The sequence below is a fragment of the Embleya scabrispora DSM 41855 genome, from assembly GCF_000372745.1.
GTDB lineage: Bacteria > Actinomycetota > Actinomycetes > Streptomycetales > Streptomycetaceae > Embleya > Embleya scabrispora.
In genome coordinates this window covers 315,458-338,441 of record NZ_KB889562.1, presented here as the reverse complement: position 1 = coordinate 338,441, position 22,984 = coordinate 315,458, and the positions used below count along the sequence as shown (strand labels likewise).

The following is a 22,984-nucleotide window of genomic DNA, read 5'->3' as shown; positions in this document are numbered from 1 at the left end:
GCGGTGGCCGAAGCGGACCCCGACAAGGTCACCGTCGACTCGCTGCTGGACTGGGCCTGGATGCGCGCGGTCGTCGGCGCTCCGAACGAGCGATTCCCGGGGATCCGGGCGGGTCCGCCCTCGGTCCTGCCGCGGCCGACGGTCGCCCCGCCGGCCGACTCCGGATCGGTGACCGAATCGGCTCCGGACACGGCGGACGAGCAAGGGGTCGACCCACCGGCGCAGTCGATGCGGGGCCGGGACCGGGCCACCGGCTCCGGGTACTCCACGGATCAGCCGGGCTCGATCGACGACTTCGGCCTTTCCACGAAGCCCACGGGTCCGGCCTGCGACTCCGGCTACACCCTGGTGCCCACCGAGGTCGGGCCGGCCGGCGGTATCGGCTCGCGCGTTCCCGGGTTACGGGTGCCCGAGTGGCTCGGCGAAGCACCCGCGCCGGCCGCGTTCGTGCTCCCTGATCGGCTGGAACTGGCGCGCCTGCTGCGTCGGTTGCGCGAGTTCGGCGCCGCGCCGAACTCGGTGGTCCTGGACGAGGACGCGACCGCCGAACACGCCGCGCTGACCGACCTGATCGTGCCGATCCTCGCCCCGGCCCGGGAGCGCTGGTTCGAACTGGCCCTCGTCGTGGACAGCGCGGCCTCGATCGACCCGTGGCGCCGACTGCTGGCCGAGTTCGCTCGGCTGCTCGATGGGAACGGCACCTTTCGCGCGGTGCGGAGCTGGTCGCTGGACACCGAGGTCGACGGCCGCGCGGTGTTGCGCACGCCGATCGGCACCACCAGTCGCAGCGCCGCGCCCGTAGGCGTCACCGGCCGGCGGATCATCATGGTGATCAGCGACGGCGTCGGTCGCGCGTGGTCGGATCCGGGCACGGCGGCGATGCTGGCGACCTGGGCGAAGCAGGGACCGGTCGTGTTCGTGAACCTGCTGCCCCGACGTTGGTGGGAACGCTCACGCGTCCCGCTGACCCCGGTCGTCTTTCGCAGCCAGGGCACGGGCCCGGCGCGCCGGTCGGCCTTTCGGCTCCGACACGGCAAGCGCTGGACGTACTCGCACGAACGGGTCGCGATCCCGGTGATCGGCGTGCATCCGGACGGCCTGCGACCGGGCGACGCGCCGGATCGGCGGTCCGGCCGGTGGAGCGAGCTTTCCCGCTGGACACGGATGGTCACCGACGAACGCGGTCGGGAGTTCGCCAACTCCGCGTGGGTGCTCGATCCGAGGCGCCGGGCCGACCTTGCGGACCCGGTGTCCGTACCACCCGAGGACGCCCGCACGCCGGCGGCGCGGCTCGCCGAATTCCGGGCCGGCGCGTCCGCGACCGCCGTCGAACTGCTCGGCAGGCTCGCCGCCGCGCCGATCAGTCTCGCCACGGTACGCGTGGTGCAATCGTCGGTGCTCGAGGTGGAGGATCCGGCGTTCGCCGCCGAGGTGTTCCTCAGCGGCCTGCTCGTCCCCTCCCGCGACCGGGTGGCCGAGGCGAGAGCGGACGACGTGCTGTACGACCTGGACGCGGGGGTTCGCGAGACGTTGCTGAGCGGGATGAGCCGGCAGTCGGCTCTGGAGGTGTACTTTCGCGTCGCCCGGTTCATGGACGAGCGACTCGGGCGGGTCGAGTTCGACTTCCACGACCTGCTCACCGCGCGCGAGCCCCTCCCGGTCGGCCTGATCGGCCCGCACAGCCGCCCGCTGGCCCGGGTCGGCGCGGCCCTGCTGCACCAGTTGGGACCCGATTACCGACAGATCGCGAAACGCCTGGAAGCCCGAGCCGACGGGCCGATGTTGTGGCGGCGCAAGGACATCACCCACTGGTGGACCCGATCGATGGACCAGCCGGTCCGAGCGCGTCCGATTTCGCTGGACGGGCTGGTCGTGGTGCTCGACACGGCGGGCGGGTTGGTGGTGATCGACTCGATGACGGGCATGTCCCGGCACACCGCCGAGGTGGGCGAACGAGTACCGTGTGCGCCCGTCGTCACGCCCGGAGTCCTGTGGGTGGGCGGGAAGTCCGGCCGGGTGCACCGGTTCGACCCGACGACCCTGACCCGGCGGGAATCCCTCGTCCCCGCCGGAGCGGGCGCCGTCGTGGCGATGGCACCGGTCGGCACGGACGCCGTGCTCGTGGCGACCCTGGACGGCGCGGTCACGGTGCTCGGCGATCCGCACGCGGGAGCGCGCGCCCGGATGTCGGCCGCACCGGGCGAGCCGGTGGGCGTGTGCGCCGGCGACGGTCGGCTCGCGGTGCTCGAACGCGGTGGGTGCGTGCGGGCCTGGCGTGCGGGTCGCGAGCACGAGGAGTGCTGGATCACGCGGCTGCCCGGAGCCGTGCACGGCACCCCGGCGGCGGACGACGAACGGGTGTACGTTCCGCTCGCGCTGCGTGGCGTCACCGCCCTGCGCTGGGACACCGGGGACGTCGCGTGGGCCGCCGAACTCGCCGGTGGGGTGCTGACCGCGCCGCAACTCGCGGGTGGGCGGGTGTTGGCCGCGACCGCGGACGGGTTCGTGTACGCGCTCGACGCGGCGACCGGCGAGGTGGTCTGGCGCGCTGCCGACGAGCCGCAACCCGATCTGCGGGTCACCGTCGTCGGCCCGCTCCTGCATGTCGCCGGCGCCGCCGGAGGGATTCGCACCTACGACGCGGACACCGGCCGTCGGTTGGCCGAAATTCGTTCCACCACGGGGGTGTCCGTGGCCGGCGGAGCGTACGGGCAACTGATCCTGGCGGGCCTCGACGGGAAGGTGACCGCACTGCACGAGCCGGTGGTGGTCGACTGACCGGCGCGGATGACGCACGCCAAGGTGCGATCACAACCCGCGGGAAACGCCACGACTCGGCCACGCCCGGGACTACGATCGGCCACTGCGGGTAAGTGGTCGTCACCGCGAGCCGGCCTGCCCGGCCGGCGCCGCGGTCGGCGGCGAGTGTGGTTCCACCGTCGGCGAGCCTTGCGCCGGGCTTGCCGAATGGGACGAACAGGGGGATTCGTGCCGGGGGTTCAGCGACGGATGAGCGGATCGGGGCGGGCCGTCCGACGGGTTCGGATGCGGTGAGCGACCAGGACCGAGTCGCCGAGGTGGTGTGTCCCGTCTGCTGGGGCCTGCTCGCGCCCACCGGGCGTTGCCCCACCTGTGGCTGGCCGCCCCCTGCGCCGGGACCCACCGCCTATCGGGACGCCGCGCGGGCGTTCGACCACGCCGCCGCGATCCGGGTGGCGCACGCGCGCGGGCACACCGGCGTGCCCGACGACCTGGCCGAGCTGGTCAGGTTCGGACCGATGCGGCCCGGTATCGCGTTCCCGGCCGCCGAATCCGCCGCTCCGTCCGGTCGGGCTGCGGCGCTGACCCTGCTCACCGCGATGACCGCGGGTGAACTGGACATGGTGCTGTTCCTGGAGATCGGCACGCGGCACCTGTCCACTCAGTGGGTGCGGCTCGACGATTTCGGCTTCGTCCGGGCATCGGCGCAGGACCGGGTCCGCCAGGAATGGCGGACGGTGGTGCCGTGGCTGCCGAAGAACGTCGCGGCCCGGGAGTTGACCCTGGCCGGCGGAGTGGGCCGCAGGCCCGCCTTGGGCACGGAGCAGGCTCCACAGGCGCTGGGTCCGCGGGCGCGGCACATGCTGCGCGACAACTGGGGCCGGGCACTGGCCGAGTTGCGAGAGGGCGCCGCCGATCTCGCGGAGCAGGCATGGGCCTTCGTATTGGTCGAGCGGCGCCCGGACTGGAGCTGGTGTGCGCTCGCGGCCGAGATCGTGCACGAGGCGCTGCCGCCCGCCGCGGTGCTGCGCGGCGGCCCGTTCGCCGCCGAGGAGACCGCACTTCCGCTGCTGGTCGAGCAGTTGGCCCTGGACGTCCCGGTTCGGCATGCCGTGCACCTGGTCAGCGGGGACCCACGGGCGAACGAGCCGGGTCGGGAGCGGCACGACGTGTTGCTCGGACGCGGCGCCATTCCCGGTGCCGAGGCCGCGCCGCTCGCCGAGATCACGTTGGCATTGCGCGGCGAGGCGGGGGAGGGGCACGACGTGGCGCTTGTGGTCGCCGACTCGACGCACGCGCACGAGTGGCCGGAGATGGCGCGGGTCAAGGTGATCGCCCCGCCGGGTGAGGTTCGCTTCGCGATACGGATGCCCGCGCCCGGTCGGGTGGAGTTCGCCTCCGGGCACGGCGCCGCCTGGGAGGTGGCCGAGGAACCCGCGGAGTTTCGTCCGGTCGCGCCTGCGGCGCGCGGGCCGGTGACGCAGCGGCCGTGGTGGCCGCGTGAGCAGACCACCTGTGACCTGTTGTGCGCGGTCGAACTCGGCGGCGAGCCCGACCGGACGCGGGCCCGACTGGATCTGGTCCGGGCGCTGTTGCTGACGGCGGCGGATCCCCCGAACGAGGATCCGCGCTGGGGCCGAGCCTGTGTGGTGGGTTACCACGACCACCCGCAACCCTGGCGAGCCGGCCACGATCCACTTCACCGCGTCGACTTCACCGACCCGGCCGCGGCCCGGGAGGCGATCGCGGAGTGGACCGGCTCGCCGATCGTGGATCCCTATGCCGCACCCCTGGAGCGGGTGTGTGCGCTGTTGCGCGGGAACAGGCTGGCCTGGTCGTCGCACCGGCCCACCCTCGTGCTCACCGTCGGTCGACGCGGCCCACATCCCTATGTCGCGGGCCTGGACCCCGCTCGCGCGCACGGCGGTTACCGCTGGGATGTGGACCTGATGGCGTATCAGGCCGCCCGGCCGGTACGACACATGCTGGTCACCGACGACCCCGGGTACCCGCGTTCGCTGGAGCCCTCGGCCCGTCGACGCACCATGAAGGCATGGCATCTGCTGGGTGCGAGCGGGTGCTTCACCCTGGGTCGGAGCAAGCCCGCGGATCTGCTGCGCTTCGGTCATGTCGCGGCCACCGACGCGGGTGGACCGCCGCTGCTGCTCGACTTGGTCGCCCGGCCCGAGGCGGACCCGGCCGGGCCGAGGGAGGACCGTTGATGAGCGACCCGATCGAGAACGCGGCCGGCGAAGTGGTCGAGGCGGCCACCGACAGCGTGGCCGACCTTGTGGTCGGGCATACGACCGGGTATCCGCCGGTGGGCACCGTCCCGGAGAAGCGCATAGCCCTGTGGGGCGCGCCGGGTTCGGGCCGGACCACCTTTCTCGCGATGGTCGAGGAGGCCGCCGAGGAGTCCTGCCGACGGGTCGAACAGGGTCGGAACTCGGAGCAGCACAACCCGGGTTGGCGGGTCCGTGCCGGCGACCAGGCCACCTTCGAGCTCCAGGAGAAGGCTCGGGCCATGCTGTCCGAACCCTACGCGTTCCCGACGTGGTCGCCCGAGCCACAGGAGTACCGCTTCCTGTTCCGCCGCCGCCCGCGCCTCCGGCTGCTGCGCGGGCTCGCCGACCGCACCCGATTCGTGGCCGCCGTGCGCGAACTGCCGACCCCGACCGGCTCCGATTACCAGGCGGTGCAGGCCGATCTGAACACCCGTACCGGCTTGATCCTGCTGTTCGACCCGACCTGCGAGGACGTCGACTGGTTCGACGACCTGCGACGTCTGCTCCGGGGAGCGATCGCCTATCAGCAGAACCGGACCAAGGACGTCGACCGGCTGCCGATCGAGTTGGCGGTGTGTATCTCCAAGATCGACCACGAGCGCGTGTTCAGCGAGGCCAGGTCGGGCGCGTGGGCAGAGCTGGATCGACACGGCCGGGTCCGGGTGCGCGACCCCGAGGCGTTCTTCCACTGGCTGTGCGACCCGAGAAGCAAGTTCGGAGCGGGGGCGGCCGAACTGCCCGAGTTGTTGGCCCGATACTTCGCCCGGATTCGCTACTACGCGACCAGCTCGGCCGGCTTTCGCAGCCCCGAGCACAAGCGGATCGACCCGGAAAGTTGCCGCAACGTCACCTCGGACCGGAAGCGCTGCGAGGGCCGGCCGCGCCCGCAAGGGATCGTCGAGCCGATCCTGGAGATGCGTGCCACGAGCACGGCCAAGGAGGGGTGACCGTTGTCCCGATCCGCATCCGTACCCCGGTCCGCGTCGATACCCCGATCCGCGTCGAGCCACATGCGCCGGGCCTCGCGTCGAACTCGGCTGCTCCTGCTCGGCCTGCCGGCACTCCTGCTCGTGCTGCTGTGCGCGCCCGCCACGCCCGCCGCCCGCCGGTCGGACGACCCGCGGACCACCGACCCGGCCGCGGCCACCGGGCAACTGCTCGACGAGTTGGGCGCGGATACCCAACCGGCCGACTTCTACGTCGTGCTCGACGTCTCGACCTCGATGCTGGACGACGGCAACTACGACGCGGCCAAGACGGCCCTGAAGGACTTCCTGTCGGCGATGCCCGCCAACGACCGGATCTCGGTGATCAGGTTCGGCGCGAAGACCACCACCCATCTGCCGCTGACCAAGGCACCGCAGGGCGACAAGGCGATCGCGGACTTCCTCGCCGCGCTGCCCAAGCCGAACGACACCGAGAGCGACTTCGGCGCCGCGATGGTGTCGGTGTCCGAGATCATCGCCGCCGACGACCGGCTCACGGCCGGGTACCTGCCGCCCACCGCGATCGTGGTGCTCACCGACGCCCAGTTGTACGCGCCGGGCAATCCGGCGTTCGCGAACGCCAAGTCGCCCGGTTGGGCGACGCTGCGGCAGGAGTACGCGAAGGCGGTCGAGCGGCGCGGACCGATCGGCGCCTACGCGCTGCCGCTCGGCGAGAACGCACGCGGTGTCGACCTGATCGCCGAGGTGCTGCCCAAGGCGCAGACGCTCAGCGGCACGGTCAGCCAACAGGCCGCCCGGCTGCGCGACCTCGAACAGGACGCGCGCAAGCGCAAGGGCGTCGCGCTGGTGCGCTCGGATCAAGGCGCGGCGGTCCGGGCCGGCTTCGGACCGGGGCCCGCACACGCGCGTGGCGTGGCCCCCGATGCCGCCGACTGTGCCGATTCCCAGGCCCCGGCCGAACCGGTCGACCTGTCCGCGCCCACCGTGTTGTGCCTGACCCTGACATCGAGCGCTCGGCACATCCGGGTGACCGTCGCCGAACTGCACACCGGCGACCCGGAGCTGGACCGCGGACTGCCGCACATGCCGATCACGCTGGAACCGGGCATCCCGCGCCACGTCCTGGTCGAACTCCGGGCTCCCGACCGCACCCGATCCGACTCGTTCGGCACCTCCCGCGGCTACGCGGCGGCGACCAGGCTGCGCGGCACCGTGACGGCCACCCGGGCCGCCGAATTCGCCGACCTCCTGCGGGCCGACGGTCCGTACGTGGCTCCCGACCTGCTGGGTGGTGGGCTCGACTACACCGGGAGCGTGCGCGGTTCGGTCACCTGGTCGGTGTGGGCCTGGATCGTGCTCGCACTCGCGCTCACGGCGGCGGCGGCGACCACGTACTGGCGGGTGTTTCCCGAGGGCGTGTCCATCGAACTGAGCCTGGGGGAGCAGACGAGGCCCGAGTTCCCCGATGCCGCCGCATGGCGGGTCCGGGGCATGCGCCACGAGTGGGACAGGGACGCGCCGATCAAGGGCGCCACCACATCCTTCCTGGCCCGGGGTCGCCGGCCCCGAGCCGGGCGCGGGGTGACCATCACCGCACGACACGAACACGAGGGCCGTACGAGCACGGCCCGGCGGCGCCTGAGCATCGACGAGAGCACCATGCTGTACGGCGTCTGTGTCCGGGTGCGCCGCCGACCGGAACCGGTCGAGCACAGCGACTCGGCGCCGTATCGACCGAATTTCGTATTCGAACGACCCGAGGACGACACGCCGAGCGAGGAGCCGGAGCACTGCGCACGGGTCGAGGAGCATCCGCAGAACGTGGACCCCGAGGGGGTCACATCGACCGTTGACGGGGAACAACCGAAATCGGCGAAACCACCACTGTCCCTTCGTCCGACGACACCCCAGCCGCCCGGCTGAACCCCGGAAGACCGGACCGGCCCCTGCCCCGACCGCCACCCCGCGCACAGAAAGGCTCACGTGGACGCGACCGACCGACACGACCGCCCTCGCGAGACCGCGGGCACGCTGCGGGCGCATTGGGCCTGGTACCACGACGGTCGGGTGCCGGCGTGCAGCGCGGGGCCGGAACGACGGGCACACTTCGAGCGGCTGGTGCGACCGACCCTGGACGAGTACGCGCCGCCCGGGTGGGTGGGACTGACCAGCACCGGACGCGAGGACCCGTTCGTCGCGATGACCCTGCGCGATGCGGACGGCGTCCGCTACTTCACCGCGCCGTACGCCGAGATCGCCGCCGCCACGGCCGGCTACACCGCGCTGTGGCTGGCCTTTCGCGGCATCGAACTGCCCACCGACCGGGAGCGACCGCTGCGGGTCCGGCTGCCCGGCTCGCCGGCCGAGGTCGGTGTTCGGGCGGGCGACTTCGGATGGCTCGCGGGCGTCGCGGCGGCGGTCCTGGCCGGCCCGGTGGTGATCACCGGCGCGGACCGCCTGGACACCCGGGGCCGACTGGAACTCCTGGACCGAGTGGCCGCGTTGTTGCCGTACGGCTGCCGCGCCGGGCTGCGCTTCGCCACCTCGATGGGCTCCACCGGACGACTGCGACCGCGGCTGGCCTTCGGCCGGGTGCCCGCCCCTGGCACGGTGCGGGTCGCCCTGGACGGCATGCCCGATCTGCCCGATCTGCCCGCGGCCCGCGCCTATCTGGGCGAACTGACCACGCTGCGCCGCCGCGTCGGGCTCGACCCGCTGATCGCCGCACTCGCGACGCTGCACGAACCCGGCATGCCCGCCGCCGGGGATCACCTGCTCGGGTTGCTCGCCGAGGCGGGCGCGCGGGCCGCCGGGGTGGGCGAGGGCGTCGATACGCGGCGCTCGGCCGCCGAGTTCGTGGGCGCCGCCGCGGCCGGCCCCGCCGCGCGGGCGCCCGCGATCGAGGCACGTCCCGCGTCCGCGCTGGACCGGTTGTTGAGCGGGGACACCACGCTGGCCGCCCCGATCGCCGAGCGCTGGCGCGCGGAGGACGGCGACGAGGTGACCCGGGACATGGCCGCCGCGCTGCGGGCCCGGCCGGCGGGGTTGGCGGTCGGCTGGAACACGGCGGTGGCGGCGGGGCGAGGCGATCGGCTCGTGCACGTCCTGCTGGGCCCGGTGCCACCGCTGCTGGCCGGCGCCACCCCGCCCGCCGGCACCGAACCGCGAGCCCCGCGCGGCGCGGACCCGGCGGCGGACGGCGCGAGCCGGGTCGACGCCGGTTCGGTCTCGCCCGAGGCGCTGATCGCCGACCTGTGCCGACTGTTGGGCCCGGCGCCGACCACCGACGTGCCCGCGCTCTACGACGCGCTGTGGAACCACCCGGTGGTGCTGCGCCGGCTCCTGGACACCTCGGGCGCGGATCTGCGCGCGTGGCTGGAGGTGATTCGGCCGTGGGACGATCGCGCGCCCGAATGGCTCGCGCCGTACGCGCTGTTGGCGGGCGAGCGCCTGCGGACGGCCGAAATACCGAGTGCCGAGGCGGTGTTCACGCTGCGCCTGGCCGGGCACACCGACTCCGCGACGATCGCCGCCGTCCTGCACGACCTGTGGCCGACCCTGGTCCCGCTCACCGACCGCCGCGCGGATCCCGCCGCACAGGGCCTGGCCGCCCTCCTGGGCACCCCGCTGGGTGCCCAGGCCCCGGTCGCCGCCCGGGTACGCGCCGACGTGCTGCGGCTCGCGCTGGGCGGCGCGCCCGCGGACGGGCCGTACGTCGCGGCGGACCTGTTGGCGCTGCGGCACGAGCCGGTCGCCGAGGGGCGGTTCGCCGGTTGGATCGCCGCGCTGCTGCGTGCCGTGCCGGTCACCGCCGAACTGCTCGGCGAACTCGTCCGCTCCGGCGATCCCGCGGTCACCGCCGCGGTCGCGGACGCGGTACTCGCCGACCCCCGCCTGGCCGAACTGCCCGGTCTGGACAACGAGTGGTGGGCGGCGGTCGCCCGGGCCCGCCCGGAACTGGCCGCGCGCGCCGCGAGCGGCTGGTTCCGCGACGCGCTGCTCGGGGCGGACGCCGAAGCGGCGGCCCGGGTGTGGGCGGGTGAGATCGTCGACGGTCCGGCCCGGGCGCGCCGCGACCTGTACGTGCGCGAGGTCGGCCGCTGGTGGCACGGCGCCGGCGACCGCGAGCGCGACCTGCTGCTGCCCCATCTGGAACGCGAACTGACCGCCCGCGGGCCGACCCCGGCGCAGGCACGCGAGGAACTGCGGGCGATTCGGGTGCTGATCGCCGCGCACAGCTGGGGGCCGGAGGCGGCACTGCTGATCGTCGAGCGCGAACAGGACGAGTTCGACGCGTTCCGCCGACACCTCAAACAACTGCGGGCCGCGCTCAAACACGGCGAGGGGCCGCGGGCGCTCGCCGTCGCGGTGGTCCTGACCCTGATCGCGCTGTGGGCCGCGGTGCCCGCGCACGACTCGGCGGCGGCCGCGCGGCCGGCGGCGGTCGGTGCCGAGCCGGCAGATCCGTACGGCGCCGAGCGGCTGATCGCGAGCCTGGGCGCGGACCGCGAGGGCGCGAACTACGTGATCCTGGTCGACGCTTCGGAGTCGATGAACCGCACCGGTCGCTACGCCGCGGTCAAGACCGCGATGACCGCGTTCCTGGGCCGGTTCACTGCGTCCGACCGGGTCTCGCTGATCAGCTTCGACGGCACCGCGACCGAGTACGGCAACGGCCTCGAACCGGTCACCGATCCGGCCGCGATGGCCGCGCGGTTGCCCGCCCCGCGGGCCGGTGATCCGCCGGAGGGCGGCTCGGCCGGCACCCCGCCGTCGACTCGGGCATCGGAGCCCGCCGATCTGCATGCGGCGCTGGACCGGGCGCTGACCGTACTGCGCACCTCCGCGCCGAACTCGGTGAACGGGGTGCTGCTGCTCTCGGACGCGGCCCGCGACGCGGTCGGCCCGGACCTGCGCAAGGACTTCGACCGGCTCGGCGAGGAGGGTCGCACGGTCACCGGCTTCGCGATCCCGCTGGCGAGCGACAGCAGCGCGGGGCCGGCCCTGCAACGGGTGTTGTCGGACACGCGCGTCCTGCGGGACAACCCGGCCGACCCGGGCGCCGGCCTGACCCAGGCCCGAACCGGTCTGCAACTGCGCAGCGCCGCCCGGATCGTGGCGGCGGACCGGGACCGGGGTGTGCAGGCGACGTGGTTGATGCCGCCGGCCGAGCAGCCGGACGCGCTGGACTGCCGCACGTTCCAACCGGTGCCGCCGAACACCCGGCTCGACCTGTCCTCGGGCCGCGAATTGTGCCTGCGCCTGGTCGCGACCACGACCCGGGTCCCGCTCCAGGTCACCCGGCTGCGGGTGGACGGCGTCGGGGTGGTCGGCCTCAAGGACGGCGCGCCGTTGTTGTCGCCGGGTCGACCGGTCTATTTCTCGGTCAACCTCGCCGCGCGTACGCACCGCACCGACGGCATGTGGGCGGACGCCGGCCACTACGAGGCCAGGGCGCGCGTGGTCGGCGAGGTGCACACGCCGCTGGCCGAGTCGTTCAAGGAGCACCTGCCGAACACCCGGCTCGAACTGCGACCGGAGGTGTCCGGCGACGACCTGCTCTATCGGGGCGACGAACGGGTGGACCTCAGCTGGTGGCCGTGGCTGCTGGTGGGCCTGGGCACGCTCACGTTCGGCGGCGCCGTGTGGTTCGGGTGGTCGTGGGTACGTCCCCGTGTTCGACACCGCCGGGTACCGTGACCGGCATGCGGATTTTTATCGTGGACGCGTTCACCGATCGACCGTTCCGAGGCAATCCGGCGGGGGTGTGTCTGCCCGACTCCGCGCATGCCGACGACGTCGCCTGGATGCAGTCGGTCGCGGCCGAGATGCGGCATTCCGAGACCGCGTTCGCGGTGCCCGCGGCGGGCGTCGACGCGGACTTCACGCTGCGCTGGTTCACCCCGCAGACCGAGGTGGACCTGTGCGGGCACGCGACCCTGGCGACCGCGCACGTGCTGTTCGGGCAGGGCCTGGCGAGCGCTTCGCGGATCCGCTTCGCGACCCGCAGCGGGGTGCTCACCGCGACCCTGGACAGTTCCGGTGTGCTCCTGGACTTCCCCGCGCTGCCGCCGCGCGAGGTGCCGGTACCGGCCGACCTGGGTCTGGCCCTGGGGGTCGAGCCGATCCGGGTGGCCGCGGGTGGTGACGACCTGCTGGTCGAGGTGGCGTCCGAGGCGGCCGTACGGGCGGTGGTCCCGGACCTGGAGATGATCGCCGCGCTGCCGTACCGGGCGCTGATCATCACCGCCGCGGGCGAGGGTCGGGCCGACTTCGTCTCGCGCGTGTTCGCCCCCTCGGTGGGCGTCGCCGAGGATCCGGTCACCGGTTCGGCGCACTGCGTGCTCGGTCCGTACTGGGCGCCGCGCCTGGACCGCAGGCGGATGAACGGCGCGCAACTGTCGGCGCGCGGCGGCACGGTCGGCGTGGAGTTGGTCGGCGACCGGGTGCGGCTGTCGGGAGGGGCGGTCACGGTGCTGGAGGGCGACCTGGTCACCGACTGAGCGGGGCACGGCGGAGCGGCGGGGGCGCGCGGGGCGGGACCGGCGGATCGGCACTGCGCGGATCGGCATCGGGTGGGGCCGCAGCGCGCGGGCGGGCCGGATACGACGGTGGATCATTGTGCCCGCCGTTGCTAGCGTGCGGGCACCAACCGACCTGACGCACCGTCAGCAAAGCCGGGAGTCGCACCATGTCCGAGGCCATCAGCTACAACGCGTCCCACCTGGGTCTGTGTGTCACCGATCTGGACCGGGCGCTGAGGTTCTACTGCGACGGCCTGGGCTTCGCTCCGGTGGTGCGCTACGACGTGGGCAACGAGGTCGCCCACACCCTGGAGGTCGAGGGCGATGTGCGCCTGGTGTCGCAGATGATCGCCAAGGCGGGCATGGTCGTGGAACTGCTGCACTACACCTCGCCGGACCCGCTGGGCGAGCCGTCGCGGCGGCGCAACCAACTCGGGCTGACCCACCTGTCCTTCATCGTCGAGGACGTGGACGCCGCCGCGGCGCGCCTGGTCGCGCACGGCGGCACGCTGCTGGCCGACACGCGGGCCAGTCTGCGCAGCGACACCGGCTCGACCGAACTGGTCTTCCTGGCCGACCCGGACGGGACCCGAGTGGAACTGATGAAGCTGGACGGCTGACCCGGCCGGGACTCGCGCTCGCTCACCGGGTCAACGTCGTCATCGCGTCGCGCAGACACCGGCGCAGCCACGCGTGCCCCGGATCGGCGTCGTTGCGCGGATGCCAGGCCAGGCCCATCGGCAGCGGCGGCAGGTCCAACGGCACCTCGAACGTGCGCAGCCCCATCTGCTCGACCATCGTGGTGAGTTGGTTCGCGACCAAGCCGACCAGGTCGCCGGCCCGGAGGATGAACAGCGAGGACGGGAAGGTCGGGACGGTGCCCACCACCCGTCGGGTCAGGCCCAGTTCGGCCAGCGCGGAGTCGACCGGTCCGTGCAGCTTGCCCCGGCGCGAGACGATCAGGTGCTCGGCGGCGGCGAACCGCTCGGCGGTGCACCGACCGTTCAGCAGCGGGTGACCGACCCGGACGCACGCGACCATGTGGTCGTTGTGGAGGTGCTCGGTGCGCACCTCCGGCGAGACGGTGTCGATCACGCCCACCTCCAGGTCGGCGACCCCCTCGCGCAGCGCCGGGGTGTCGACGTAGCTCTCCGCGAGGAACTTCAGCCGCACCCCCGGCGCCTCCCGCGCCGCCCGCTCGAACAGCGGCGTGGCGCACGCCGCGGTGAAGGCGTCGTGCGCGAGTACGGTGAAGGTGCGCGACAGGGTGCGCAGATCCACCTCGCCGGCGGTGCTGAACAGGGTTTGGGCGCGTTCCACGATGATCCGCACCTCGGCCCGGATGGCCAGTGCGTGCGGAGTGGGCACCATCGAGCGGCCGGCCCGGACCAGGACCGGATCGCCCAGCGCCTTGCGGATCCGGCCGAGGGTACGGCTCATCGCGGGCTCGGACAGGTGCATGCGCCGCGCCGCGCCGGAGACGCTGCACTCCTCCAGGAGCGCGTCCAGTGCGGTGAGCAGGTTGAGGTCGATTCCCGATTGCGTCACACGCATCCTTCCCATGCAAAACATGCACTGGAGTCACTCGACGTCCCAGCCTACGGTGAAGGGGTCCGGACACGCAGTTCCCCGCATCACCCCTTCCTCTTCCGTCAGTCGGCTCTTCCTGGGGGACCCATGTCCACGCCTGTCCTGGCCGCGCCGGCGCATCGCGCCGGCGGCGCCGAACCCGGTCGCGCCGGTGCGTCGCGCGCCGTACTGATCGCGATGTGCGCCTGCGTGCTGGTCGCGCAGAGCATGGTCGCCGCGATCAACCTGGCCATTCCGCAACTGGCCGCGTCCCGGCTGCACCCGTCCGCCGACAGCATCCTGTGGATCGTCGACGCCTACGTGATCGTCTTCGCCGGACTGTTGATCCCCGCCGGCGCCCTCGGTGACCGCTACGGTCGCAAGGGCGCGCTGCTCGCCGGGCTCGGCGTGTTCGCCGCCGGCGCCGCGGTCAGCGCCCTCGCCACCGACTCGGCCACGCTGATCGCCGGCCGCGGCATCTCCGGCGCGGGTGCCGCGCTGATCATGCCCGCGACCATGTCCATCCTGATGCACGTCTTCCCGGCCGAACGCCGACCGCAGGCGATGGCGTCCTGGACCCTGGCGGTCGGCCTGGGCGGTCTGCTCGGCAACGTGGGCGGCGGTCTGGTCCAGGAGTACCTGCCCTGGCAGGGGCTGTTCTGGATCATGGTCCCCCTGGCCGCGGTGCTGGCCGCGGTCGTCCAGTGGGTCACCCCGCGTACCGCCACCCACCCGGCCGTGCTCGACCCGATCGGATCCGCACTGCTGATCACCGGCCTGGTCGCGCTGCTGTACGGGATCATCGAGGGCCCGGAATTCGGCTGGGGCTCCGCTCATGTGATCGGCGGCTTCGCGCTCGGCGCCCTGCTGCTGACCGGCTTCGTGTCGCACGCGCTGCGCGCCGAGCACCCGCTGCTCGACCCGCGCGTGTTCAAGTCCGCCAAGCTGCGGGCGGGCGTGCTCGGGATCGGTGCGAGCTTCTTCGGGCTGTTCTCGCTGTTCTTCATCAACGCCCAGTACCTGCAATACGTGAAGGGCTTCTCGGCGCTGCGCACCGGCTTCGCGATCATCCCGCTCACGGTCGGCATGGCGCTCGCGCCCAAGGTCGCGGTCAAGGCTCAACAGCGCTACGGCACCCGGCCGGTGGTGGTGCTCGGGCTGAGCCTGATCGGGATCGGGCTGCTGTGCATGGCGAGCGTGGACGCCCACACCCCGTACGCGGTGTACGCCGGATTCCTGTTGATCCTCTCGGTGGGCACCGGTCTGTGCGCGCCCGCGCTGTCCTTCGGGGTGGTCTCCGAACTCCCGGCCCACCAGTCGGGGTTGGGCTCGGGACTGAACACCGCCGCGCGCGAGGTCGGCGCCGCGTTGGGGGTCGCGGTGTTCGGCACCATCCTGGCCGTCCGGTTCTCCGGTCAACCGGCCGCGGAACTGTCCCGGACCACGGGCGCGGAACACGCGCGTGTCGTGGACTCGTTCACCGACGCGATGTCGGTCGGCTTCCTGGTGGTGGGCGGCCTGCTGCTGGTGGCCACGGCGGTGGTCGCGATGGGCTATCGCGATCGCGCGGTGGCCTCGGCCGCCCCGGCCGCCTCGGGCGGTGCCGCATGAACCGGGTGACCAGTCGGCGACGCGGGCCGGTGGGGCGGCTGCTCGACCGGGTGTTCCTGACCGGCACGATCGTGGAGACCGAGGCGATCGCGGCCCGGATGCGGCGGATCCGGATCGGCGACGCCACGTTGCGCGGACTGGCCTGCCAACCCGGACAGCAGGTCCGGGTGCATGTGAACGACGTGCTCTCGCCGGCCGGTTGGCGCCAGGGCGCGGGCAATCTGCTGCGCACCTACTCGGTGTGGGACAACGACCCGGCGGCCGGGACGCTGGATTTGTGCGTGCTGGACCACGACGGCGGGCCGGGACCGGGAGCCGCGTGGGGCCGGACGGCGCGGCCCGGCGACCGGGTCCGGTTCGGCCGACCCGAGGGCCGCTTCGTGCTGCGGTCGGATGCGCCGTACCACGTGTTCGTCGGCGAGGAGACCGCGTCGGTGGCGCTGGGCGCGATGATCGCGGCGGTGGGTCCCGCGGTGAACGTGTACGGGGTGATCGAGACCGCGACCGAGGCCGATCGGCTGCCGGTGCCGCACGCCGAGCGGCTCACCTGGCTGACCCGCGGCGACGCGTCGGCGGCTTCCTCGACGATGCCGGCCGAGGCGGTCGGCCGGCTGGCACTGCCGGCGACGCCGGGCATCGCCTACGTGGCGGGCGAGGCGAAGACGGTCAAGCTGGTCCGCGATCGGCTCGTCGCCGACCACGGGTGGGACCGCCGCTCGGTGATCACCAAGCCCTTCTGGTCGCCGGGCCGAACGGGCATGGAGTGACCGCGGCCGGCCCGGCCCGGCTTGTCCGGACCGGTCGGCTCGCCGGGGCCGCCCGGTCCGTCGAGCCGATCCCCGGCGTCGGCCCCGACCTGGGGCGCCGGTCGAGTCGACGTCGACACGACCGGCGCCCCACCCGCCCATTGCCGGGGCCCGGATTCCGGGTCACCCGGTCGGGTTCCGCTACAGCGTGAGCAACGCGCGGATCGGGCGGGTCGGATCGGTCAGCGGGCGCATCGCCAGCCGGATCAGGGCGAGCGGATTGTCGTCGCCGGCGATCCGGTTCGCGCCCAGCGCCCCACAGGACTGGCACTGATGGATCAGCTGCCATTCGCCGTCCGCCCGAACGGACATGCTCAGCACGCTCATTCGGCCCCGGCAGTCGGCCGCTCGATCGCCCGGGACGCGGCGGTCGAGGTGCAGGCTGGTGAGGCAGTGCGGACAGTGGTTGCGATGTGCCGTACCGGGCGCGAGCAACGGCACGTCCAGCCGACAACCCACGCAGCGGAAGGCGTCGCCGCGCCCGGTCCGCCCGTGGGTGACGTCCTTGTACCGCTGCGGGCGCCGACCGGCCGGTTTGCGCCGGGCCACCGTCACCACTCTCCGAACACTTCGAGCGGGAACGGGGGTTGGGCCAGCGGCCGGACGGCCATCCGAATCAGGATGAGCTGATTGTCGTCCGGAGCGATCGTGTTCGAGGTCAGTTCGTCACACCGGATGCACCGGTGCACGATCATCCAGTCGCCGCTGCGCAGCACCGCGATCGAGATCGGCGACATCCGCGCCATGCACTCGGACGGGCCGCCCTCGACCCGGTCGAGGACGTGCCGGGAATGCAGGCAGCTCGGGCAGTGGTTGCGCCGGCCGCCGGCCGGGTCGACGGTGGTCACGGTGAGGCCGCAGCGGACACAGTCGAAGGTGTCGGTGCGTGGTGGGACGGTGTGCTGCTTACCGGAGTTGGGGTTGCCGGTGGACACTCGGAAATCTCCTTGCCGGAGGCGGAAGCAAAGGCAGCAAGGAAGCGCCGAGCGCTCTCGGGAGGGGCCGTCGGCACGGCCCGCCGTGGCGGGCGCGGACAGGCCGGCGGCCCACCGGGAGGATCAGTGGCGGTCGGGAGGGTTCCCGACGCCGGATCCGGCCGCGGTCGAATGAGGCGCGCTCGGCGCGGGCAGGGGCATCAACACCTGATTTCCGATGAGGGCGGACGTCCGCGCTGAGCGGACGCGACCCGGCGAACGTAACAGCGGAAGCGGCGACCGGCCAACGATTTTCGCCCGCCGCGAAGCCGCCGGGTGAGGCCGTCGCCCGAACCCGCGACGGGACCGCCCCGAGCGCCCGTTCCAGGGCGGTTCCCGCGTCTTTACGCGTTGCTCGGCTGCGTCGCCGCGGAGCCCGCCGAGCCCGGATCGGAGGGCGTGCGCGACAGGTGTTCCGTCGGCCGGTCGACCGCACGTCGTCGCCCGACCGGCGCCGACGGTCGGGCGAAGACGGTCGGGCGACGACAACGACGCGGGGTCTACCCGGTCACACCACGCCGAAGGCGGTCATCGCCTCGGCGACGCGCAGGAAGCCGGCCACGTTGGCGCCCAGCACGTAGTCGCCCTCGTGGCCGTGCTCGGCGGCCGTCTCCAGGCACATGGCGTGGATGTCACGCATGATGGCGCCCAGCCGGGCGTCGGTGTCGGCGAAGCTCCACGACGTGCGTGCCGCGTTCTGCGCCATCTCCAGCGCCGAGGTGGCCACGCCGCCCGCGTTCGCCGCCTTGCCGGGCGCGAACGGCACGCCCGCCGCCCGGAAGACGTGCACCGCGTCCGGTGTGCACGGCATGTTGGCGCCCTCCGCGACCGCGGCCAGGCCGTGCTTGACCAGGTGCGTGGCAGCCGCACCGGAGAGTTCGTTCTGCGTCGCGCAGGGCAGTGCGACATCGCACGGGACCTCCCAGACCGAGCCGCCCGACACGTAGCGCGCGTGCGGCACACGATCCGCGTAGTCCGCGATCCGGCCGCGCCGCTCCAGCTTGATCTCCTTGAGCAGATCCAGGTCGATGCCCTTGTCGTCGACGATGTAGCCGGCCGAGTCGGACGCCGCCACGACCTGGGCGCCGAGTTCGCGGGCCTTCTCGATCGCGAAGATCGACACGTTGCCCGAACCGGAGACCACCGCACGGCGATCCACCAGGTCGTCGCCGCGCACCCGCAACATCTCGGCCAGGAAGTACACACAGCCGTAGCCGGTCGCCTCGGTGCGCACCTGCGATCCGCCCCAGCCCAGGCCCTTGCCGGTGAGCACGCCGGACTCGTACCGGTTGGTGATCCGCCGGTACTGGCCGAACAGGTAGCCGATCTCCCGCCCGCCGACGCCGATGTCGCCCGCCGGCACGTCGGTGTGCTCGCCCAGGTGTCGGTACAACTCGGTCATGAACGACTGACAAAAGCGCATCACCTCGGCGTCCGAGCGGCCCTTCGGGTCGAAGTCCGAACCGCCCTTCCCGCCGCCGATGCCCAGCCCGGTGAGGGCGTTCTTGAAGATCTGTTCGAAGCCGAGGAACTTGACCACGCTCAGGTTGACCGAGGGATGAAAGCGCAGCCCGCCCTTGTACGGACCGAGCGCACCGTTGAACTCGACCCGAAAGCCGCGGTTGACCCGGACCCGACCGGAGTCGTCGGTCCACGGCACCCGGAACAGCACCTGACGTTCGGGCTCCACGAGCCGCTCCAAGAGCGCCGCGTCGGCGAGTTCGGGCCGCTTGGCGAGCGCCGCGGCGAGGCTTTCCAACACCTCGTGCACCGCCTGGTGGAACTCGGGCTCGCCGGGGTTGCGACGCAGCACCTCGTCGAAGGTCGTCGCTGCGGGGCCGGTCAGCTCGGCGAATGTCTGGGGACTCATGGGTGGTTGTCCTTCCGTCGACGGGCGCGTCGCGGGCGATCGCGTGCGGTCACGCTATCCGTCCTGCGGACCCGGATGATCGCTGGTCGCGTTCGTGTCGGGATGAGGGAACGCCCTCGTTCGTGTCGAGCCCCCACCTGCGATGCTGCATCCCGTGTGGCCCATAAGATTTGATGCAGCGTCACGTCGAGTGGCGGCCCTGGCACTTGTGCTCCTGACGACCGCGTGCGCGGCGAGCGGGTCGGACGGCGCCGACGCGCGGTCCGAGCCGCCGGCCCGGTACACGCCGATCGAGGTCGGCGTGCCCGATCCGGTGATCGCGCCACCGGTCCCGGCGCCGCCGTGCGATCCGAGTCGGAGCCTGACCCCGACCACCCCGGACCGGGCGGGCGCGATGCCCGCCGGTTCGACCATGCGGGCGATCCAGGAGCGAGGTCGGCTGCGGGTCGGCGTCGACCAGAACACCCGGATGTTCGCCGCGCGCAATCCGAGCACCGGAGCCCTCGAGGGCTTCGACATCGACCTGGCCCGCGAGGTTTCCAAGGCGATCTTCGGCGACGCCGACCGGATCCAGTTCAAGACCATCCCGCCCGGTCGCCGGATCGACGTCCTGGTCGAGGGCCAGGTGGACATGGTCGTGGACGCGATGACCATCACCTGCGAGCGCCGGCAACAGGTGGAGTTCTCCGGCGTGTACCTGGACGACGCGCTGCGCTTTTTGGTGCCCAAGGGCAGCAAGGTGGCGAGCCTGGCCGATCTGGCCGGACAGTACGTGTGCGTGTCCTCGAACACCACGCCCGAGCGCCGGGTGGCCGAGTCCAAGGCCCGGGTGTACGCGGTCGCGGACCGCACCGACTGCCTGGTCGCGCTCCAGGAGGGCCGGGTGGCGGCGGCGTACACCAATGCGTCGCTCCTGGAGAGCCTGCGCGAGCAGGACCCGTGGCTGGAGGTGGTCGGGCCGACCGCCGTGGAGGAGGTCAAGGGCATTGCGATACCCAAGGGGCAGACCGACTTCGTGCGCTTCCTCAACGGCGTGCTGGAGCAACTGAAGAGCAACGACCGGTGGCAGGCGCTGTACGACAAGTGGCTGCGCGCGGCGCTCGGTCCGGCCAAGCCGCCGACCACCACCTACGGCGGATGACCGTTGTGGCAGCGGTTACTGACGATGCGTCAGGTCGCTGCTACGTTGCCGCCATGTTCCTTTCGCTCGGACTGCCCACGCACCTGGTCGAGGCCGGCGCCGATCTGATCAGCGCCGAAGCCGTGATGGAGATGTCCCGCGCGGCCGAGTCCGCCGGGTTCGACGCGGTCTTCACCACCGACCACCCGTTCCCCGGCGACCAGTGGCTCGCCCACGGCGGCCACCACACGCTCGACCCGATGGTCACGCTGTCCTTCGCGGCGGCGGCCACCACTCGGCTGCGATTGCACACCAACCTGTTCGTACCGGCGTACCGCAATCCTTATCTGTCCGCGAAGATGATCTCCTCGCTGGACGCGTTGTCCGGCGGCCGGGTGATCCTGGGTGTGGGCGCGGGCTACCTGGAGTCCGAGTTCGCCGCGCTGGGCGCCGACTACGCGAACCGCAACGACGTGCTGGACGACGCGCTGCGGGCGATGCGCGCGGCGTGGACCGGGGAGAGTGTGGGCGGCAACACCATGCGCCCGCGTCCGGCGCAGTCGCGGATCCCGATCTGGGTGGGCGGCAACAGCAAGCGGGCGATCCGCCGGGTGGTGGACCTGTGCGACGGCTGGTTGCCGATGCCGGCCCCGGCGGGCGCGTCCAAGTACCTCAAGACCCCGGGCCTGGAGACGCTCGCCGACCTGGCGGCGCGGCTGGACTACGCCCGCGAGTACGCGGCCTCGGTGGGCCGTACCGACCCGATCGACGTCACCTTCATGCCGCGCGGGATGAGCATGTTCGACGGCGACGGCATCGACCACGAGGCGATCGTCGCGGACCTGACCGAGCAGGCCGAGGCCGGGGTGACCGGAGTGACGCTGACCCTGCCGGCCACGTCACGGGCGCAGTACCTGGAGCAGACCGCCGCGTTCGGCGAACTGGTGGTGCCGCATGTCCGGAAGTTGGCCGTGCGCCCGCTCCTGGGCTGAACGGCCGCCCGCTTTCGGACTGAGCGGCAGGGCCCGACGCTCATCCGGCGCCGGGCCCTCGCGTCATCGTGGGGTCACTGGCTGTAGGAGCCGATGAAGTCGCCGATCCGGGTGATCGCGTCGGTCAGGTCGTCGACCTGGGGGAGGGTCACCACGCGGAAGTGGTCCGGCTGGTGCCAGTTGAATCCGGTGCCCTGCACGACCAGGATCCGCTGGCTCCGGAGCAGGTCGAGGACGAACTTCTCGTCGTCGACGATCTTGCACACGTCCGGGTCGATCCGCGGGAACGCGTACAGCGCGCCCTTCGGCTTGACGCAGGTCACCCCCGGGATCGAGGTCAGTGCCTCGTACGCGGCGTCGCGCTGGGCGTGCAGCCGGCCGCCGGGCAGGATCAGATCGTTGATGCTCTGGTAGCCGCCCAGTGCGGTGGCGATCGCGTGTTGCGAGGGCACGTTCGCGCACAGGCGCATGTTGGCCAGGATGTTCAGGCCCTCGATGTAGCTGGCCGCGTGCCGCTTGGGGCCGGACAACAGCAGCCATCCGGAGCGGAATCCGGCCACCCGGTATGCCTTGGACAGGCCGTTGAAGGTCAGACACAGCAGGTCCGGCGCGAGTGAGGCGAGCGGGACGTGGACGGCGTCGTCGTAGAGGATCTTGTCGTAGATCTCGTCGGCGAGGAGGAGGAGTCCGTGCCGGCGGGCGAGGTCGACGATGCCTTCCAGGATCGGCTGCGGATAGACCGAACCGGTCGGGTTGTTCGGATTGATCACCACGATCGCGCGGGTACGGTCGGTGATCTTGGCCGCGATGTCGTCGAGGTCGGGGTACCACTCCGCGCCCTCGTCGCACAGGTAGTGCACCGGGGTGCCGCCGGACAGGCTCACCGCGGCCGTCCACAGCGGGTAGTCCGGCATCGGCACGAGCACCTCGTCGCCGTTGTTCAACAGCGCCTGCAGAGCCATCACGATCAGCTCGGACACGCCGTTGCCCAGATAGACGTCGTCGACGTCGACGCCCTCGATGCCACGCGTCTGGTAGTGCTGCACCACCGCCCTGCGGGCGGACAGCACACCCTTGGAATCCGAGTAGCCCTGCGCGGCCGGGAGGTTGCGGATCATGTCGTGCAGGATCTCGTCGGGGGCCTCGAAGCCGAACGGCGCCGGGTTGCCGATGTTCAGCTTGAGGATCCGGTGGCCCTCGTCCTCCAGGCGTTTCGCCTCGTCGAGGACCGGGCCGCGGATGTCGTAACAGACGTCCGCGAGCTTCCCCGATTGACGTACCTCGGGCAACGGACGATGTTGTGGCTGCGACAACTCTTCGACGCTCACCTGGATATCTCCTCCTCGCAGGGCAATCGCCCGCGCGATCCTCGGGTGCACGGTGTGGGCGGGCGACGCTGCGAGTCTTCCACGCCCGAGGTCCGGCACGCAGTGGGATATTTGCCACGTGGATCACCCGGTACCCGCTCGGGACCGCGCCGGCACCCACTCGTGACGCCGCCGGTTGGCCGACAAGAGTTCATCCGC

Annotated in this window: 16 protein-coding genes; 11 read left to right on the top strand and 5 right to left on the bottom strand. The window is 72.4% G+C overall.

The features are described from left to right. The first annotated feature begins 3 nt into the window (after nt 1-3). From A3IC_RS0103580 to A3IC_RS0103550, 7 genes are all read left to right on the top strand, one after another. Nucleotides 4-2,778, top strand: a complete 2,775-nt coding sequence (locus A3IC_RS0103580; RefSeq protein WP_026217851.1) for an SAV_2336 N-terminal domain-related protein — start codon at nt 4-6, stop codon at nt 2,776-2,778. A 272-nt stretch (nt 2,779-3,050) separates the two neighbouring features. Beyond that, the gene (locus A3IC_RS0103575; RefSeq protein WP_020548692.1) at nt 3,051-4,982 is read left to right on the top strand and encodes a hypothetical protein; all 1,932 of its coding nucleotides are present in this window, start codon (nt 3,051-3,053) and stop codon (nt 4,980-4,982) included. Further along, nucleotides 4,982-5,992 carry a hypothetical protein gene (locus A3IC_RS0103570; protein ID WP_020548691.1) on the top strand — a complete coding sequence of 337 codons (1,011 nt, stop codon included), beginning with the start codon at nt 4,982-4,984 and terminating at the stop codon, nt 5,990-5,992. The genes A3IC_RS0103575 and A3IC_RS0103570 overlap by 1 nt, the downstream gene beginning before the upstream one ends. A gap of 3 nt (nt 5,993-5,995) precedes the next feature. Further along, entirely contained in the window at nt 5,996-7,915 is a 1,920-nt protein-coding gene (locus tag A3IC_RS0103565; protein ID WP_158695794.1) for a vWA domain-containing protein, read from the top strand. Between the two features lie 60 nt (nt 7,916-7,975). Beyond that, entirely contained in the window at nt 7,976-11,692 is a 3,717-nt protein-coding gene (locus A3IC_RS0103560; protein ID WP_026217850.1) for a vWA domain-containing protein, read from the top strand. 5 nt (nt 11,693-11,697) lie between these two features. Further along, nucleotides 11,698-12,495: a PhzF family phenazine biosynthesis protein gene (locus tag A3IC_RS0103555; protein WP_026217849.1), complete on the top strand. Its 798-nt coding sequence runs from the start codon at nt 11,698-11,700 to the stop codon at nt 12,493-12,495. A 188-nt stretch (nt 12,496-12,683) separates the two neighbouring features. Further along, nucleotides 12,684-13,136: a VOC family protein gene (locus A3IC_RS0103550; protein ID WP_020548688.1), complete on the top strand. Its 453-nt coding sequence runs from the start codon at nt 12,684-12,686 to the stop codon at nt 13,134-13,136. 22 nt (nt 13,137-13,158) lie between these two features. Here A3IC_RS0103550 and A3IC_RS0103545 read toward each other — a convergent pair whose 3' ends face one another. Beyond that, a complete protein-coding gene (locus A3IC_RS0103545) occupies nt 13,159-14,070 on the bottom strand; it encodes a LysR family transcriptional regulator (RefSeq protein ID WP_020548687.1) in 912 nt (303 codons plus the stop codon). 123 nt (nt 14,071-14,193) lie between these two features. Here A3IC_RS0103545 and A3IC_RS0103540 point away from each other — a divergent pair, with 123 nt between their 5' ends. Together A3IC_RS0103540 and A3IC_RS0103535 are read left to right on the top strand one after the other, a co-directional pair. After that, nucleotides 14,194-15,696 carry an MFS transporter gene (locus A3IC_RS0103540; RefSeq protein WP_020548686.1) on the top strand — a complete coding sequence of 501 codons (1,503 nt, stop codon included), beginning with the start codon at nt 14,194-14,196 and terminating at the stop codon, nt 15,694-15,696. Beyond that, on the top strand, nt 15,693-16,463 hold the full coding sequence (locus A3IC_RS0103535; protein WP_020548685.1) for a siderophore-interacting protein: 771 nt from the start codon (nt 15,693-15,695) through the stop codon (nt 16,461-16,463). The genes A3IC_RS0103540 and A3IC_RS0103535 overlap by 4 nt, the downstream gene beginning before the upstream one ends. A gap of 180 nt (nt 16,464-16,643) precedes the next feature. Here the strand turns inward: A3IC_RS0103535 and A3IC_RS0103530 are convergent, their stop codons facing one another. The 3 genes from A3IC_RS0103530 to gdhA all read right to left on the bottom strand — a co-directional run bounded on the left by A3IC_RS0103530 (nt 16,644) and on the right by gdhA (nt 19,346). Next, nucleotides 16,644-17,051: an RNHCP domain-containing protein gene (locus A3IC_RS0103530; RefSeq protein WP_026217847.1), complete on the bottom strand. Its 408-nt coding sequence runs from the start codon at nt 17,049-17,051 to the stop codon at nt 16,644-16,646. Between the two features lie 2 nt (nt 17,052-17,053). Continuing rightward, complete coding sequence (locus tag A3IC_RS0103525; RefSeq protein ID WP_020548683.1) at nt 17,054-17,437, bottom strand: RNHCP domain-containing protein; 384 nt, start codon at nt 17,435-17,437, stop codon at nt 17,054-17,056. A 547-nt stretch (nt 17,438-17,984) separates the two neighbouring features. Continuing rightward, complete coding sequence (gdhA, locus tag A3IC_RS0103520; RefSeq protein WP_020548682.1) at nt 17,985-19,346, bottom strand: NADP-specific glutamate dehydrogenase; 1,362 nt, start codon at nt 19,344-19,346, stop codon at nt 17,985-17,987. Between the two features lie 190 nt (nt 19,347-19,536). Between gdhA and A3IC_RS52280 the strand changes: the two genes are divergently transcribed. Both A3IC_RS52280 and A3IC_RS52275 read left to right on the top strand, forming a co-directional pair. Further along, complete coding sequence (locus A3IC_RS52280; protein ID WP_158695793.1) at nt 19,537-20,487, top strand: glutamate ABC transporter substrate-binding protein; 951 nt, start codon at nt 19,537-19,539, stop codon at nt 20,485-20,487. 53 nt (nt 20,488-20,540) lie between these two features. Then, the gene (locus A3IC_RS52275) at nt 20,541-21,458 is read left to right on the top strand and encodes an LLM class F420-dependent oxidoreductase (RefSeq protein ID WP_020548680.1); all 918 of its coding nucleotides are present in this window, start codon (nt 20,541-20,543) and stop codon (nt 21,456-21,458) included. A 74-nt stretch (nt 21,459-21,532) separates the two neighbouring features. Here A3IC_RS52275 and A3IC_RS0103505 read toward each other — a convergent pair whose 3' ends face one another. Continuing rightward, the gene (locus A3IC_RS0103505) at nt 21,533-22,747 is read right to left on the bottom strand and encodes a pyridoxal phosphate-dependent aminotransferase (protein WP_020548679.1); all 1,215 of its coding nucleotides are present in this window, start codon (nt 22,745-22,747) and stop codon (nt 21,533-21,535) included. Nucleotides 22,748-22,984: the final 237 nt, after the last annotated feature.

What these genes read in the sequence shown, in the direction of transcription:
- A3IC_RS0103545 (WP_020548687.1), bottom strand. Translation starts at nt 14,070, where the DNA reads ATGCGTGTGACGCAATCGGGAATCGACCTCAACCTGCTCACCGCACTG.
- gdhA (WP_020548682.1), bottom strand. Translation starts at nt 19,346, where the DNA reads ATGAGTCCCCAGACATTCGCCGAGCTGACCGGCCCCGCAGCGACGACC.
- A3IC_RS0103550 (WP_020548688.1), top strand. Translation starts at nt 12,684, where the DNA reads ATGTCCGAGGCCATCAGCTACAACGCGTCCCACCTGGGTCTGTGTGTC.
- A3IC_RS0103570 (WP_020548691.1), top strand. Translation starts at nt 4,982, where the DNA reads ATGAGCGACCCGATCGAGAACGCGGCCGGCGAAGTGGTCGAGGCGGCC.
- A3IC_RS0103540 (WP_020548686.1), top strand. Translation starts at nt 14,194, where the DNA reads ATGTCCACGCCTGTCCTGGCCGCGCCGGCGCATCGCGCCGGCGGCGCC.
- A3IC_RS52275 (WP_020548680.1), top strand. Translation starts at nt 20,541, where the DNA reads ATGTTCCTTTCGCTCGGACTGCCCACGCACCTGGTCGAGGCCGGCGCC.
- A3IC_RS0103555 (WP_026217849.1), top strand. Translation starts at nt 11,698, where the DNA reads ATGCGGATTTTTATCGTGGACGCGTTCACCGATCGACCGTTCCGAGGC.
- A3IC_RS0103535 (WP_020548685.1), top strand. Translation starts at nt 15,693, where the DNA reads ATGAACCGGGTGACCAGTCGGCGACGCGGGCCGGTGGGGCGGCTGCTC.